Source organism: Arthrobacter sp. DMZ02-1R (assembly GCF_057747935.1).
Window position 1 is genome coordinate 72079 of sequence record NZ_CM173230.1, and the last position, 15341, is coordinate 87419.

At 63.9% G+C, this 15341-nt stretch carries 14 protein-coding genes; 3 read left to right on the forward strand and 11 right to left on the reverse strand.

From position 1 onward, the window contains the following. Nucleotides 1-55: 55 nt before the first annotated feature. The gene (locus tag AC3ANQ_RS00320) at nucleotides 56-604 is read right to left on the reverse strand and encodes a CGNR zinc finger domain-containing protein (RefSeq protein ID WP_488303272.1); all 549 of its coding nucleotides are present in this window, start codon (nucleotides 602-604) and stop codon (nucleotides 56-58) included. Between the two features lie 70 nt (nucleotides 605-674). Here AC3ANQ_RS00320 and AC3ANQ_RS00325 point away from each other — a divergent pair, with 70 nt between their 5' ends. Together AC3ANQ_RS00325 and AC3ANQ_RS00330 are read left to right on the forward strand one after the other, a co-directional pair. Next, nucleotides 675-1706, forward strand: a complete 1032-nt coding sequence (locus AC3ANQ_RS00325; RefSeq protein ID WP_488303273.1) for an EamA family transporter — start codon at nucleotides 675-677, stop codon at nucleotides 1704-1706. A gap of 260 nt (nucleotides 1707-1966) precedes the next feature. Next, complete coding sequence (locus AC3ANQ_RS00330; RefSeq protein ID WP_184739977.1) at nucleotides 1967-2239, forward strand: DUF2277 domain-containing protein; 273 nt, start codon at nucleotides 1967-1969, stop codon at nucleotides 2237-2239. 78 nt (nucleotides 2240-2317) lie between these two features. Here AC3ANQ_RS00330 and AC3ANQ_RS00335 read toward each other — a convergent pair whose 3' ends face one another. The 6 genes from AC3ANQ_RS00335 to AC3ANQ_RS00360 all read right to left on the reverse strand — a co-directional run bounded on the left by AC3ANQ_RS00335 (nucleotide 2318) and on the right by AC3ANQ_RS00360 (nucleotide 11189). Continuing rightward, a complete protein-coding gene (locus tag AC3ANQ_RS00335; RefSeq protein ID WP_488303274.1) occupies nucleotides 2318-4753 on the reverse strand; it encodes a heavy metal translocating P-type ATPase in 2436 nt (811 codons plus the stop codon). 8 nt (nucleotides 4754-4761) lie between these two features. Then, a complete protein-coding gene (locus AC3ANQ_RS00340; RefSeq protein ID WP_488303275.1) occupies nucleotides 4762-5001 on the reverse strand; it encodes a heavy-metal-associated domain-containing protein in 240 nt (79 codons plus the stop codon). A gap of 49 nt (nucleotides 5002-5050) precedes the next feature. Beyond that, a complete protein-coding gene (locus AC3ANQ_RS00345; RefSeq protein ID WP_488303276.1) occupies nucleotides 5051-5467 on the reverse strand; it encodes a metal-sensitive transcriptional regulator in 417 nt (138 codons plus the stop codon). A gap of 1000 nt (nucleotides 5468-6467) precedes the next feature. Then, the gene (locus AC3ANQ_RS00350; protein ID WP_488303277.1) at nucleotides 6468-7043 is read right to left on the reverse strand and encodes a TetR family transcriptional regulator; all 576 of its coding nucleotides are present in this window, start codon (nucleotides 7041-7043) and stop codon (nucleotides 6468-6470) included. Nucleotides 7044-7113: 70 nt separating this feature from the next. Next, nucleotides 7114-9786, reverse strand: a complete 2673-nt coding sequence (locus AC3ANQ_RS00355) for a glycoside hydrolase family 3 protein (RefSeq protein WP_488303278.1) — start codon at nucleotides 9784-9786, stop codon at nucleotides 7114-7116. Next, a complete protein-coding gene (locus AC3ANQ_RS00360; RefSeq protein WP_488303279.1) occupies nucleotides 9783-11189 on the reverse strand; it encodes an MFS transporter in 1407 nt (468 codons plus the stop codon). The genes AC3ANQ_RS00355 and AC3ANQ_RS00360 overlap by 4 nt, the downstream gene beginning before the upstream one ends. Nucleotides 11190-11585: 396 nt before the next feature. On the opposite strand from AC3ANQ_RS00360, the gene AC3ANQ_RS00365 reads away from it, so the two are divergent. Then, nucleotides 11586-11903 carry a hypothetical protein gene (locus AC3ANQ_RS00365; protein WP_488303280.1) on the forward strand — a complete coding sequence of 106 codons (318 nt, stop codon included), beginning with the start codon at nucleotides 11586-11588 and terminating at the stop codon, nucleotides 11901-11903. 111 nt (nucleotides 11904-12014) lie between these two features. Here the strand turns inward: AC3ANQ_RS00365 and AC3ANQ_RS00370 are convergent, their stop codons facing one another. Genes AC3ANQ_RS00370 through AC3ANQ_RS00385 form a run of 4 tightly spaced genes read right to left on the reverse strand, consistent with a single transcriptional unit; the run spans nucleotide 12015 to nucleotide 15305 of the window. Continuing rightward, nucleotides 12015-13115, reverse strand: a complete 1101-nt coding sequence (locus AC3ANQ_RS00370; RefSeq protein ID WP_488303281.1) for an aminotransferase class V-fold PLP-dependent enzyme — start codon at nucleotides 13113-13115, stop codon at nucleotides 12015-12017. Then, on the reverse strand, nucleotides 13115-13519 hold the full coding sequence (locus AC3ANQ_RS00375; RefSeq protein WP_488303282.1) for a RidA family protein: 405 nt from the start codon (nucleotides 13517-13519) through the stop codon (nucleotides 13115-13117). The genes AC3ANQ_RS00370 and AC3ANQ_RS00375 overlap by 1 nt, the downstream gene beginning before the upstream one ends. After that, nucleotides 13516-14277 (reverse strand): IclR family transcriptional regulator, encoded by a 762-nt coding sequence (locus AC3ANQ_RS00380; RefSeq protein ID WP_488303283.1) that lies wholly within the window; start codon nucleotides 14275-14277, stop codon nucleotides 13516-13518. Before AC3ANQ_RS00380 ends, AC3ANQ_RS00375 begins: the two co-directional genes overlap by 4 nt. Then, nucleotides 14274-15305 carry a sugar kinase gene (locus AC3ANQ_RS00385; RefSeq protein WP_488303284.1) on the reverse strand — a complete coding sequence of 344 codons (1032 nt, stop codon included), beginning with the start codon at nucleotides 15303-15305 and terminating at the stop codon, nucleotides 14274-14276. The genes AC3ANQ_RS00380 and AC3ANQ_RS00385 overlap by 4 nt, the downstream gene beginning before the upstream one ends. Nucleotides 15306-15341: the final 36 nt, after the last annotated feature.

Below are 15341 nucleotides of genomic sequence, written 5' to 3' on the forward strand. Positions count from 1 at the left end.
TGCGGCAGACCGCCGTCGTCCGCTCCGAAAAGTTGCCGGACGTGACGCCGTTGGCTCACTCTGTACCTGACGCCTTCCGCGCCCGGTAGGCGGCAACGTGCGTGCGGTTCGCGCAATTTCCGGTGTCGCAATAGAGCTTGGAGCGATTGCGGCTCAAATCCAATACGACTGCGTTGCAATCGTCCGCGGCGCACACCCGTAGGCGGTCCATTTCCTTGCTGCGGATCACGTCTACGAGTGCCATGGCAGCTTCCGTCCCCATGCGTTCAGCGAGGGGAGCTTCCGGAGTGGTGGCGTGTAGGTGCCAATCCCAATGGTCGTGTTTGACCAGCTGGGGGAGCGCTCGTGCGTCGGTGAGGAGCTGGTTGACGGTCTTCGCGGCCGCGTCCTCATCCGAGGTCCACAGGGAAGCGAGCTGGCTCCGCAGGCGCTTCACGCTGAGTAGCTCGGCCTCGGTCCCGGCTCTTGTCCCGGTGAATTCTTCCGCGTCCAGGAAGGCGTTAAGGTCGGCGACACTCATGAGGGATTCGGTGCCGTTGGCGGACGTATTGATCAAATTGACCACGCTGCGCAGCGCCACTTCAGTGTCAGGTGCAAAAAGCACTTTGACTCCTTACATCTCTCGGGAGTATTGTCAGCAGCGTAACCCATTTTACTCCTGACAGGAGGCTGCTGTGTCAGCTGCAACAACCCGGGCTGGTGCTGGAGGTTTCATGGCATCGGGCCTGGGGCTCGCGCTCTTCTCCTCAGCGGTCTTCGGTCTGTCCGGCTCATTTGCCAAGTCCCTGCTGGAAACCGGGTGGACCCCCGGTGCTGCTGTTGCCATCCGGCTGAGCGGCGCCGCGCTCATCTTGGTGATCCCCGCCGTCGTCGCCCTCCGGGGCCGTTGGCACCAACTCAAGGACAACTGGCTCACCATTCTGTTGTTCGGCATGATTGGCGTTGCGGGATGCCAGCTTTTCTATTTCAACGCAGTGTCCAGGCTGTCCGTCGGGGTCGCGCTGCTGCTCGAATACCTCGCCCCCACCATGATCGTGCTGTGGCTGTGGGCAGCGAGCCGACGCCGTCCCCGGGCGCTCACCGCTGCCGGAACGCTGCTTTCCCTTGGCGGACTCGTCCTGGTGCTTGACCTGACCGGCTCCGTGAAGGTGGACTTCGCCGGCGTCCTGTGGGGCATGGCCGCGGCCGTCTGCCTGGTCATTTACTTCTTCATCACAGCCAAGCAGAACGACACCCTTCCGCCGATCGTCCTGGCCTCCGGCGGTCTCATGGCAGGTTCCATCCTGATCTGGATTGCCGGTGGGACCGGAATGCTATCCATGACTTTCGCCACCGCGGACACCCAACTCGGGCCGTGGACCACGCCGTGGTGGGTTTCCGTCGCCGGCCTGGTCATCCTGTCCACCGTGCTGTCCTACGTCACGGGTATCATGGCGGCCCGCAGTCTCGGATCCAAGGTGGCGTCCTTTGTCTCGCTCACTGAAGTGCTGTTCGCCGTGGTGTGGGCGTGGCTGCTGCTCTCCGAGTTGCCCGGAACCATCCAGCTCTTGGGTGGTGCGCTCATCGTGTGCGGAGTGGTCTTGGTACGCGCTGACGAGCTGCGGGCTGACCAACGTGATGCCGCGGAGCCTGGCAAGCATGAGGTGGCCCGGGAGCTTGACCACGCGAACGACGTCGAGCCGGTTCCTTCGGAAAGGTTCTTCTAGACCGGTCCCCGCGCGGGTTGGCGGTTGGTTGTTGACCGAATTGACGACTGGGTGCCGACCGCGTCAACGACAGAAGGTCCGGGCGCCGCAGCGTCCGGACCTTCGGTGTTCACCGTGTTAGCGGGAAGCCCTGTTCCAGGTCGGAAGCCCCGGGTGGGGAGGCGGGCCAGTGAGGCGGGCGGGCACGGTGGGGGCTCTTCGGGGGGCACGATGTCAATTCACGGATCCCGGAAGACCGAGCCGGGGCCTAGCATGTTGGTATGTGCCGCAACATCCACACCCTTCATAATTTCGAGCCACGAGCCACCTCGGCGGAGGTGGAAGCTGCAGCGCTTCAGTACGTGCGCAAAATCAGCGGCAGCACCAAGCCGTCCAAGGCGAACGAGGAGGCCTTCGCTGAGGCCGTCCACGAGATCGCGCACATCACCCAGCATCTGCTCGATTCCCTAGTGACCCACGCGCCGGCGCGGAGCCGCGACGAGGAGGCCGCCAAAGCCAGGGCCCGGGCTGCCGTTCGTTTCGGAACGGCTTAGGCCCAAACTGACTGGCAGTTGTTGTCGCTTACCGGCCGGTTGGAGACAACAACTGCAGTCAGCTGGATGCGTCGGGGGCTATTTTGCGAACGACCGGAGCCGTAGCGAGTTCGTGACCACCAGGACCGAGCTTGCTGCCATGGCCGCGCCGGCGATCATTGGGTTAAGCAAACCGAGGGCCGCCACGGGGATGCCGATGGCGTTGTAGAAGAACGCCCAGAACAGGTTCGTCTTGATGGTGGTGAGGGTCTTCCGGGATAGCTCGATGGCTTGAACGAGTTGCCCGAGATCGCTACCCATCACGGTCAGGTCCGAAGCCTCGATTGCAACATCCGTGCCCGAACCCATGGCAATTCCGAGGTCGGCTTGCGCGAGGGCCGCTGCATCGTTGACTCCGTCCCCGGCCATGGCCACAGTGGAGCCCTGGGCTTGGAGTTTCCTTACCGCGTCCACTTTGCCTTCCGGCAGGATGCCCGCGAACACATCTTCGGGGGCGATCCCGACCGCGGCAGCCACTTCGGCTGCGACCGCGGCATTGTCTCCAGTCAGCAGCATGGGCCGGATTCGAAGTTCCTTGAGCCTTGCTATCGCTGCGGCCGAACCGGGTTTGACGGTGTCCCTAAGCGTGACGATTCCAGCAGGCTCCCCATCCACAGCAACCCAGATAGCGGTGGCGCCACCGGCTTCCTCAGCGGCCAGGGCCTGGCGCTGCGTATTGTCGGGGAAGATCCCGTTTTGTTCCAGCCAGCCGGTCCTGCCGGCGACAACAATGCGCTCAGCTCCGCTTCCGGTTCCGTTCGCTGGAACTGTCCCGCGAACTCCCCCGCCCGGGGCGGAACTAAAGTCCTTCACGCTAGGGAGCCTGCCGGCGTCGGGCACCGCAGACTTGGCTGCAGCGGCGATGGCGTGGGCAATAGGGTGCTCCGAAGCTGCCTCAACAGCACCCGCGATAGACAGAACGTCGGCAGGGGAGTGGCCATTCAGTGCCACTGTGTGTCCGACGGCCAGTTTGCCGCTGGTAACGGTACCGGTCTTGTCCAGCAGAATGGCGTCCACGGTGCGGGTATCTTCAAGGACCTGCGGGCCCTTGATGAGGATGCCGAGTTGTGCTCCGCGACCGGTTCCGGTCAGGAGGCCCACCGGTGTCGCGAGCCCGAGCGCACACGGGCAGGCAATCACGAGCACCGCAACTGCAGCCGTGAACGAGGCATTGAGGTCTCCGCTCAGAACGAGCCACAACACGAAAGTAACGACGGCGATGACGAGCACCACCGGAACGAACACGGCGCTAATGCGATCGGCGAGCCGTGCAATCGGGGCCTTGCCCGTCTGCGCTTGGCTAACCAGGCGCCCCATCTGTGCCAGTGTTGTCTCGGAACCGACCCTCGTGGCGCGGACCAGAAGGCGTCCCGAAGTGTTGATGGTGGCACCAGTAACCTGGCTGCCCGGGCCGACTTCCACCGGCATGGATTCGCCCGTGATCAGCGAAGCGTCGACGGCGGATGCACCGCCCGTCACCACGCCGTCGGTGGCGATCTTCTCGCCCGGGCGGACCACGAAGACGTCCCCGGCCACGAGTTGCTCGGCCGGGATCTTGTGCTCGACGCCGTCTCGCAGCACCGTTGCGTCCTTGGCGCCCAGATTCAAGAGGGCCTTAAGGGCATCGCCGGCCTTAGCTTTGGCGTTGGCCTCAAGGAAGCGGCCAAGGAGCAGGAACGTAGTGACGACGGCCGCAACTTCGAAGTACAGCCCACCGCCCATCCCCGTGGATTCCATGCCGGGGTTTTCCGTCATCATCGGGTTGGCGAAAAGTTGCCAACCCGAAAAGAGGTACGCGGCCAGGACTCCGATGGAGACAAGCGTGTCCATGGTGGAGGCGAAGTGGCGTGCGTTGATGGCCGCGGCGCGGTGGAAGGGCCAAGTAGCCCACGTCACCACCGGAAGTGCCAGCACGGCGGCGACCCATCCCCAGTGCGGGAACTGCAATGCCGGAATCATCGAGATGGCGAAGACCGGGACCGTCAGTATGGCGGCGGCGATCAGCCTTGGCTTCAGCTGGCGGCCCGCAGGACCGTGATGCATGTGGTCTTCGTGGGAGCGCGAGTCGTGCTCGCCTTGCGCTTTGTGGTCGCCAGCCGCGGCGGCACCGGCGCCATGCGCGTGTTCGCCAAGGTGCCCGTCGTCGGTCTCGAGCGCGCCGAACATGCTGGGTTCGTGGTGTTCCGCGTGATCAGAGCCGGTGTGGGAGCGGGCGTACGGAGGCGTCGGCTTCGATTCGCGGATCCAAGCTTTGTAGCCCGTGGCGTTGACTGTGTCCACGATTTGTTGGTCCGTGACGTTTGCCGGAACTGTTACCTGGGCTGATTCAAGGGGGAGATTCACGGAGGCTTCCACACCGTCGAGCTTGCCCAGTTTCCGCTCCACGCGGGCCACGCACGATGCGCACGTCATGCCCTCTATATCGAGTTCGATGATGCGCGTACCTGGCTGGTGCAAAATGTCCTGATTGCTCACGCTGGCCCCTAGGCCTCGTTGGCGACTACCAAATAGCCGGCTTCGGCGACGGCCTCGCCGATTTCGGACGGCGACAACTCCTGCGTGGAGGTGATGGTGACCGTGGAGATTCCGCCGGTATTCAGATCGATTTCGACACTCTCCACGCCAGCCAAGGACTCGATTTCCTCGCTAACGGCTGAAACGCAGTGCCCGCAGGTCATGCCGGAAACGCTTACGTTCGTTTGGATGGTGGCTGTGTGGCCCATGGCGTGCTCCTTGGTGGTGAGTTGGATGGTGTGGTGAGTGCTTGCGGGATTACCGCAGCAGGCGCCCGATGGCATCGGCGGCCTCCTTGACCTTGATGTCGATTTGCTCTGCGCGAACCACGGGATCGGATTCGGATGCGGCTCCGACTACGCAGTGCCCAATATGTTCCTCCACGAGCCCGAGGCTCACGGCGTGCAGGGCTTTAGTGGCAGCCGAGACCTGCGTGAGGATGTCGATGCAGTATTTGTCCTCTTCGACCATGCGCGCAATACCGCGCACTTGGCCCTCGATCCGCTTGAGGCGCCGCAGGTAGGCGTCCTTGTTGGGGGAGTAGCCGTGTTGGGAATGCACCCCGTCCTCGATCTCGATGCCGGGCTGCGCAATATTCAAGTCAACCGGGCTCAAGTCGACTGGGTTCGCCTCTGCGGACTTCAAATCTGTGGGGTTCACATCGACAGTGCTCATGTTGCAAAGGTATACCCCATGGGGGTATAAATCAAGTACCCCCGAGGGGTATGGGAAAAGTCACGAAAGGAGATCGCTTTACAAATTCTCGTTTTGCAAAACAAGCCTTTTGCCGTTTGTGCTTCCGTTCACAAAAGTATGTTTATAAAGTTTCCTTCCATACCCGGCGCGGGGGAACCGCCGGGCAACCAACCGTTTTCTCATGGAGGATCCATTGAAAATCGCACGCCGCTGTAGATTTGTGTGACCGCACAAGAGTAATTGGTAGCCCAGATAGCCCGTCAGTCGTTGTGTCACTTCGGCAACTGTGGCCGGACGAACACCTTCGGCCGTCACTGTTTCGAGTAGGTACTCCAGGTCGTTGTTCGGAGTGCCGTGGAAAGCGAGAACGCCTGGAGCGACCTACCACGTACTCGTTGCTTCAGGTGGTCTGCCGACGATCCACCCCTCGATCCGCTCCCCACCGGCTGCCCCCAATGAAGCCTGTGGGTCCCCTTTCGACAAGGATTGCTGCCACGTCGAGCTGCTCTCACCCCGACCCCTCGGCCGGGCGCTCGACATCGCACTCACGTGCAATCACCGAAGCCAGCGGTCTCCTTCGCCGACGGCTCCGCCCGGCCGTGCTGGTCGCAAGTTCTGCGCGATTTTGCCCCGAGCGGCTAGCGGGAGTTGCTGTTCTTTTGCCGAGACACGAAGTCGCTGGTTCTTCGCCTTGTCTCCTTGGATGATGGCACTGTCCGTTTTGCCAGGCCGGTCCCGCAGCACCGCGGGTCCCGCAGCTCCGCGGGTCCCGCAGCTCCGCGGGTCCCGCAGCTCCGCGGTAGTGGGTTTTCAGCCGGGCCGACTGGAATGTGGGCTTGGCGAAGGCTGAACCCGATTTGGCACGTGGCGGAGAGGCGAGATGGCGGTTCGCGATCACTAAAACGATCCAAGATGGTAGGGGTCAGCGCGAAGACATGGGGTCTTGGAATCCAGCCCCGTCGCCGCCGGGCGACGCCTTTCAGTTAGCCACGCACAGGCTCCTCCAGAGCAGGCGCAATCGGCCTGCCATGTCCATGCTCCGGTCCAGGAGCCACTGCACCTGCAGCCCGTCGGCAGTGGCGATCATCAGTTCGGCGACCACCCGCGGGTCAAGGTCGGGCCGCAGCTCGCCGACGGCTTTCGCCTGCACGATGTCCCGCTCAAGCGCTTCACGCAGATACGCGTAGCGTTCCAGAAAGAATCGGTGGGAGGGGTGGTCGGCGTGTGCTGCCTCGGCCGCGAACTCGGCAAAGAGCTGCACAAGACCGGGCACTTGCTGATTGTGCTCGATGACGGCGAAGAATCCCTCGATCCCGGGGGGAAGGTCCGCGAAAGTATCGCGGTCGTAGATGTCCCGGGCCCGAATGACTTCCTCGTAAAGATGCTCGCGGGTCCGGAAGTAGTACACAAGGCCGGCCTGGGTCAGCCCGACCCGCTCCGCGATCTCGCTGACGTAACTCCTGCGGTAGCCATGCTGTGCCACCGCCTCCAGTGCCACGGCGAGGATCTCCGCCCGCTTCGCTTCTCCCTTTGCGTACGGTCCTCTGCTCGCCATGCCCACCAGCCTACGTGGCGGGGCCGGGCTTTCGATCGAAGTCCCCGGCCCTGCCACGTCAACGGCGTGTCTATCTGACGGTCAGGGTCCCCGTCAGCCGGATATCCGCAGAGGATGCGCCGACCAGCACCTCCACTTCTCCCCGGGGTGTCACCCAGTCATGTTCTCCGGGATCAAAGTAGGACACCGCCCTGCGTGGGATCCCCAAGATGATGCGGGCCGACTCGCCCGCGCCGAGCCGGACCTTCGCGAAGGATGCCAGCTGCCGCTTCGGGGTCGGGAGCGGCGCGGGTAGTTCCCCGACGTAGATCTGTACCACCTCGGCGCCGGCACGGCCTCCGGTGTTGCGCACCGTCAGCGCGACCGATGCAACGAGGTTACCGTCCCCCGGAAGAACTTCGAGATCCTCATGGGCAAAGGAGGTGTAAGTCAACCCGTATCCGAAATGGTACGCGGGCTGGGCACCCGCGGGATCGACACCGCGGTAGCCCACGAACACCCCTTCGCGATACGCGGCCCGCCCGTTCATACCCGGGTAGCAGTGCGGATCAGCACCCGGCGTCTGCGCCAGGCTACTCGGCATGGTCAGTGGCAGACGGCCGCCGGGCTCGGCCTGACCAGTGAGGACCCGGGCGAGTGCATCTCCTTGTGCCTGGCCCGGGAACCAAGCCTGCAGCAAGGCGGCAGGCTCGCCACCCCGCCGGGTCACGTCCACAGGGGCTCCGCTCATCACCACCACCACCGTGCGTGGGTTCGCCCGCAGCACGGCGCGGATCAGTTCGTTCTGACCGCTCGGGAGACCCAGGTGGGGGCGGTCGTCCGACTCTGCTTCGTAGGAGCGCACGACGACGACGGCCGCATCGGACGTTGCCGCCAGCTCGGCCGCGGCGGTGATGTCGGTGGAAATGACACCGTTCGGCGGCTCCCAGCCGAGCCTGATCCTGGCGCCAATGAGGAAACCCTGCGCGGGAGCATTGGCCGAGTAATCGAAGCGGATGCGGTAGGCCCGCCCAGCTTCCAATCGGAGGGAGACACTGGTGAGCTGCGGTTTCGTATCACCTCCGGCCGGGGTAGGGGTATAGGGCTGCGGATGGACCGGATCGGCCTCGAAGGAGGGCGCGTCCCCTTTCGCCGGGGTTTCCTGATCCAGGTTCGGGACCATCTCCGCCCCTTGCGTCCCCGAGGCTGCGACAACGGTGTCGTCAAGGACGAAGGAGAACTGTCCGAGAGCAGTAACAGTGAACCGGTAGGTTCCCGTGGTTGGAACGGACAAGACCCCGCTCCAACGCGCTGACATCCGGCCGTTCAATTCGGTCGGTAGAAGTTCATACCGCGGCGAGCCAGCATTGAAGCCCGGAAAGTTGTGGAAGCCCAGGTTGTGCTCGATCCTCCCGTCCGTGCGCACCAGGAGCGGTTCCCCGCTGAAACACGTGTTCGTCCAGAACTCGGCGCGTAGACCTCTCCGGCCGTCCGGCGTGGTGAAGAACGACGACGGTACTGCGTCCGGTCCAGGCAGCAGCACTCCGGGGGTGACCGGCTCCGCACCATAGGCGACCGCGATCTCCACGCCATCTCCGAGGACCCTGCTGAGTCCCTCAAGCGGAGAGACTTCCCGTGTCGCCCGGACCTGAGAGCTCCCCCCTCCCCGGGCACCGGCTGTGTCGATGTCCGTGCCGATGAGTGCTAGGCGTTGCACATCCTTCAGCGGCAGTAGGCCGTCATTGCGCAGGAGAACCATGGACTCCTCCGCGATGCGCCGTGCCACGTCGTGATGTTGCTCGACGGGGAACTCACTTACCCCCACGGGGTTTTCCAACTGCCCCAGCCCGATCAGCGGGCGCAGGATGCGGCGTACCATTTCATCGAGTGTTCCTTCGGAGACCTCCCCGGCCTGAACCGCTGCTAGTAGTGCTGACCCCCAGTGCCCCGCGTTGGGCTGTTCCTGATCCAGACCGGCGTTCGCGGATGATGCCGTGCTGTGGTTGGCGCCGTAATCGCTCATGACCCAGCCCCGGAAGCCGAACGCCCCGCGCAGGATGTCGTTGAGCAGAACGGGGTTCTCGCATGCGAAGGAACCGTTCACCCGGTTGAAGGAGGCCATCATCGAGGCAATGCCTCCCTCAGATATCAGTGCCTCGAACGGCGCCAGATAGAGTTCACGCATGGTCCGTTCGTCGACAATCGCGTCGATCGAACTGCGGAGTTCCTCCTGGTTGTTGATCGCGTAGTGCTTCCCGCAGGCCTGCACACCCTGGGCTTGGACCCCGCGGACATACTCGATGCCCATAGCCGCGGTCAGAACGGGATCCTCACCGTACGACTCGAACGTCCGCCCGCCAAGCGGGACCCTGGCGATGTCGACGGCGGGGCCGAGCGATACATTGTGATCGCTTGAGCGCGCCTCGACTCCGATGACCTCACCGTATTCACGGGCCAGGACCGGATCCCAGGTGGCCGCAAGGGCAATAGGCGCCGGCAACGCCGTCGCCCTGCCCTCGTGCACATCGCCTTTGTTGATGCGTACCCCGGCGGGCCCGTCCGCCATCTGCAAGGCGGGCAGCCCCAGCCGCTCAAGGGGACCGGAGTAGAAGCCGTAGTTCCAGTTGAGATCACCAGTGACGAAAGCGACCTTCTCTTCAAGGGTCATCCGTGCCAGGAGGCTGTTGGCGCGATCTTCCGTCTCCGGGGTTGCCCACTCGGTCGTCACTGATCCGGCGATCGCAGCCGGCTGTGGAGTATTCATCTCACGTCCCTTTCAGGAGAGCGATCGGATCGGTTTGGCCTGGGTTCCAAACTCAGTTCCGTTCCCTTAGCACGGCATCTGGCTACGCCACGCACGGGGACGATGGTGAGGGCACCGAGGAGGGCAATAACCAGCGCTCCGGCGAATAGCGCAGGGTAGTTCGTCAAGCCGCCACCGATGCCCAGCAGGAAGGCGCCGACGGCACCGGCGAGCGACTGGGGCAGGGCATTGGCGATGTTGAGCACCCCCAGATCCTTCGCCGAATCGTCCGGATTGGGCAGCACGTCAACTACCAGCGCGGTGTCCACCGCAACATAGATGCCGTAACCGACGCCCATGATGGCCTCCACGAGATAGAACATGGGCACATCGTGCGTAGCGGCGAGCAGGCCGATGCCGATGCCGAAGACTATGGTCGAGGCGATGACGAAGCCCTTACGGTTGGAAGTCTTGTCTGAGAGCCAGCCGCCGATTTTGGCGAACACTACCAGCACCATGGTGTTGATGAGTACGCCTGTGGCGACGGCGCCGGTGATCTCGGCAGGCGTTTTGAGTCCGACCTGTTGCTCCAGGAAGAAGAATCGGAAGGCGATGAACAGGAACATCGACAGCGTGACCAGGAAGCGCGACACCCAGACCCAGACAAAGTCGGGGTGCTTGAGCGGGTTGACCCAGAAGGTCATCATGAACACCTTCAATCCACTGCCTTCGCTTGGCTTTTGGGCGATCGCTTTGTCGGGGAGTACGACGCAGTACAGGATGACAGTTGCAGCGGCGAACACGGCCGGCACTACGAAGAGCAGGAATATGTTGTTCACGAACCAGAGCGCGACATAGGCGGCCGCCATGATTCCGAGATTTTGCATGATGCCGACGTTGCCCGACACGGTGGCCCGCTGGGACTCGGGGACCTGGTCTGCGATGGTGGTCAACAGTGGAGCGAGGATCATGTTGCCGAAGAGTTGGGCCCCGGACCAGCCGACGAAGACGAAGGCGATGTCCTGAGCCAATGCCACCGCCATCAGCGACAGCACGAAGCCGACGGCGCCAGCGAACATCCATGGCCGGCGGCGGCCCCACCGGGAGGTGGTGTAATCAGACAGGCGCCCGATCACCGGATTGGCCACGAGCGCCACGAAAGCGGCTGCCGCCAGCACATTGCCGTTCACGATTGCCGCTTCTTGTCCCGCAATCAGCGAGGACACCTTGATGGCCAAGCTCACGGTTACGGGAGCCAGCAGAGCCACAAAAAGTCCGAACTGGGCAAGGGCCATTCCCCAGACGACCTTGAACGGCGCCCTTGCGGAGGGCGCCTCCGGCCCGGTTACAAGGCTGACGTAGGGTCCGCCCGATTCAGGGTGCGGAACGATGGTTGCTGGATCAGGAGATGTTTCCTCGGACATGGCTTCTCATTTCAAACGGGGTGGCCCGAACGTGCCGATCCCTATCGGCCCGCCGCGGCGCAGAGCATTCCTGAGTATGAGTGACGAAAACCTAAGTCGGCAAGAGTTTCGGGGAAACCGATCAAAAACTTAAGTGAGCTGAACCGGGTCTGCTGACACGCTTCGCGACACGATCCGAGCATTACTGACACTTAGTTATTGCCTGGCATGCGACAGATGAAGCGCGGAAATTTTAGGGGCTGGCGCCGCGCTGAGTCCTCCTGTGCCGCATGTCAGGTAGTGCCCCGGGGGAATGTCCCCCAGCGACCGATCCGCCCGGGGCACGTCTCGACGATACCCGTCAGGCGGTTACAACGCCGGGCCGGGGATACCAGGCCGACATTGAAGGGTATAGGAATGGGACTCAAGGGATTCCTCCAGCGCAACAAGGCAAAGGACAGCATTGCTCTTCCCGGTGCCGGGCCTCGGCCCAAGGAAAACGGTGCAGGCATGCCCGGCGAATTGACCCTGGAGCAGATGGCTGAACTGACTGCCGCGTGGGGTGAGCTTTCAGAAGCGGCCACCGCCGCGGGCGTGCCCTGGCTCCAGGCGTGCACAAAGGACGGATGGTCTTGGGAGACCGACCCGGAGTCTGTGATGGCACTGGTCGGAGTCCTCCGAAAAGTGACAGATGAAGAACGCGCCAGTATTCGAGGTCTGGATCCGACAGGCTAATCCACGATTTCACTTTCCGCAGGTTTGCCCTTTCGGCCCCAACCCTGGACGGGTGAGTGGTTGAAGCCCAAGGAAATCAGTGATCCCGTCCCGATCGGCGGGTCTTGGCGATCATGTATGGAGGTGGCCGGTGAGTGCGTCCGCGGCGCGATCGGCGTCGTCGGCGGTGTTGTTCAGGTGGAACGCCAGCCGCAGACGGCCCGCGCGGACGCTGCCGACGACGCCGGCACGCGCCAGCCGGCCGGGCGCACTCTGACCAGCGGCAACGCTGACGATGGCGGAGTTTCCCGGTGGGAGGCCGACGGCTGCCCGGAATCTGTTTGCCAGGCCGAGGGCGTGTTCGTGAAGGACGGCCGGGCCAATGCCGGCCAGCAGGCCCAGTGCCGGTGCCTGGGCGACCCAGGAGTGCCAGACCGGTGAGACGTCGAAGCGGCGGGCGGAGGTGGCCAGGCGCAGCGGGCCGCCGTAGATGCTCTCCCACGGTTGGTCGCCGGCGTACCAGCCGGCGTTGTGCGGGATGAGGTCCCCGGCGAGGTGCGGTTGCACGGTGAAGAAGCAGGTTCCGCGTGGTGCCAGCAGCCATTTGTAACCGCCGCCGGTGGTGTAGGCGAAGCGGCTTGCGTCCACGGGCAACCACCCAACGGCCTGGGTTGTATCCAAAAGGATCCTGGTACCGGTTGCCGCACACGCAGCCGTGAGGGCGTCCAGATCGGCGAGCCGTCCGTCCGAGGATTGCACCGCCGATACCGCCACCAGCGTCGTTCTCGCGGTCACCGACCCGGCCAGTTCCTCCAGGGCGACCTCGCGCACGGTCACGCCACGAGGTGCCTGGGCGAGGAACGGGAACACGATGCTGGTGAACTCCCCGGCCGCGGTCAGCACCTCGGCCCCTGCCGGCAGCGAGGCCGCAATCAGTCCCGCGAAAACACTGACCTGGCTGCCCGTCGCCACCCAGGACGGATCCACGCCAACCAAACCCGCATAAGAAGTCCGGGAAGCCTCGATCGGGGTGTCGTAATCTGCCGGGTTCGCGGTCCCGGCCCGCCACTGTTCCAGCGCGAGGTGCAGCAGATCCAGGGACCTCCGGGGCGGCAGGCCAAGGGACGCAGTGTTCAGATACACGACGTCGGGGTCGAACTCCTGCCGGGCGGCCGCCAGACGGGACAACCCTTCGGCGTCCCGGGCAAGATGGGAAGGTGAGCTGGTTCGCATTAGCCCGTTACCGCCAGCGCGTCGATTTCCACGAGCATGACTTCGTGCGGGAGGTCGACGAACACGGTGGTGCGGCTCGGCAGTTGGCCGCTGGGGACGTTTTCGGTGATGAACTCGCCATACACATCGTTCATGGCCGCGAAGTCGTCGCGCGTAGTGAGGTAGACGCGGAACATGATGACGTCCTCCACCGAGGAGCCGCCGGCCTCGAGGATCGCCTTGACGTTTTCCAAGGTGCGGCGGGTCTGGACGCGGACGTCGCCCTCGCCGATGTACTGGTTGGTGGCAGGATCCATCGGGCCCTGCCCGGATACCTGGAACATGCCGCCCTTCTGGATGCCCTGGGAAAATACATGCGCCGGGGCCGGAGCATTTTCGGTCAGTACTACAGTCTTTTCACTCATGCTGGGTTCCTTTCATGGCTGATCCAGCCGAGGTCGCGGGAGATGGCCTCGGTGCTGGCTTTGAGGTCGGGCAGCAGCTCAAGCAATCCTTCATAGCTGAGCATCACCACCGGCACCGAACAAGAGGCTGCGGCCACGACGGAGCCGCTCGCGTCGCGAATGGGGGTCGCGATGCAGTGCACGAAGGCTTCGTGCTCGGCGTTGTCGTGGGCCCAGCCCTGGATCCTGACCTGCTCCAGTTCGGCCAGCAGGGCCTTCGGTGAGGTCAGGGTGGTGTCGGTGATTCTTGTGTAGTCCAGGCTCGCCGCGATCCGTTCCTGCCGGCTGCGTGGCATGTCGGCAAGAAGAACCTTTGCGACGGCGGCCGAATGCAAGGACGCGGTCAGGCCGATCCGGGAGTACATCCGCACGGGATGGTGGGACTCGAACTTGTCGATGTACACCACGTCATTCCCCTCGAACGCGGCAAGGTGCACGGTGTGCCCGGTCTTTCCGTTCAGCTCGGCCAGGTACGGATGTGCCACTTTGCGGATGTCCCGCTGCTCCAAGGCGAGCGAGGACAGCTCAAACAACTTGGAGCCGAGCATGAATCGTTGGTCCTCATCGCGGACTACGAAGCGCTTTTCTTCCATGGCATGCAGGAGGCGCATCACCGTGGTTTTGTGGACCGATGCTTTGGACGCGAGCTCGTCGAGGGTGGCCGGTTTGGCCGCGAGTTCCGCAAGCAGGTCAAGGGCCCGCATCAGGCTCTGGCTCATGGCGCTGTGCTCCGATCTTGAACGCTCCGGTTCTGGCTGCTGAAATGCCCCCTGGCAACGCGGATCGCAGCCCATTCGGCGTCGGTTGAATCGAGGATGGCCGAAAGCAGGGCGGAGTCGGGAAGGGGGCCGCGATCGCCGTGCACGGTGAGGGTGCAGGCTGCAGCGACGTGGCCGCGGCGGAGGCTCGCCTTCTGCTCGAGTCCGAACAGCATGCCACTCAGGTAGCCGGCGGCAAAAGAATCGCCCGCGCCCACCGGCTCGAGCACGTCCACGGACAAGGCGGGCACTTCCGAGCGAGAACCGTCCCGTTCCAGGGCGATGGCACTGATGGCTTCGTTCTTGATGACGACGACGGCGGGATCGGGCATGAGGCGCCGAAGTTCAGTTTCGTCTGTGGTGCCGAAGGCGTGCTCGGCCTCGTCCTTGCCCACCAGCACGATGTCGGCAAGATTGGCCAGTCGACGCAGCACCGAGCGGTCCTGCCCGGCCCAGAGTGCGGCGCGCCAATTGACGTCGAAGCTGATGAGTCGGCCGTGCCTCGGTGCGGCGAGGATGGCTTCCATCAGCTCGAGGCATTCCGCCGAGAGCGCCGCAGTGATGCCGCTCAGGTGGATGAGCGAGGCTTCTTCCAACAAGCGCTCGACGGCGGGATTCGCCAGGGTGCCCGGGCTCATGGCCGAAGCGGCGGAACCTTGGCGGTAGTACAGAACTGAACTGCCGCCGTCGGGATCTGATTCCTGGGCGGGGACCTTGACGTACAGGCCGGTGGGCCGCTCCGGGTCAACTTCGACGCCAGCGACCCCTACGCCGTGGCTGCTGAGCTCGTCCAGGATCCGGGTACCGAATCCGTCCCTGCCAACCCTGCCCACCCAGTGCGAGTCCAGGCCCATGGCGGCCAGGCCCATGGCAACGTTCGATTCGGCGCCGCCGATGCCGCAGTGCAGCTCGGTGGCTTGGTGTAGCGGGACGGCCTTCACCGGGGTGAGCATGGCCATCGTTTCGCCCACACATACAGCTGAAAGCATGAAACTCCCGCACTCCCTCTGCCGCTTCCAGCGGCA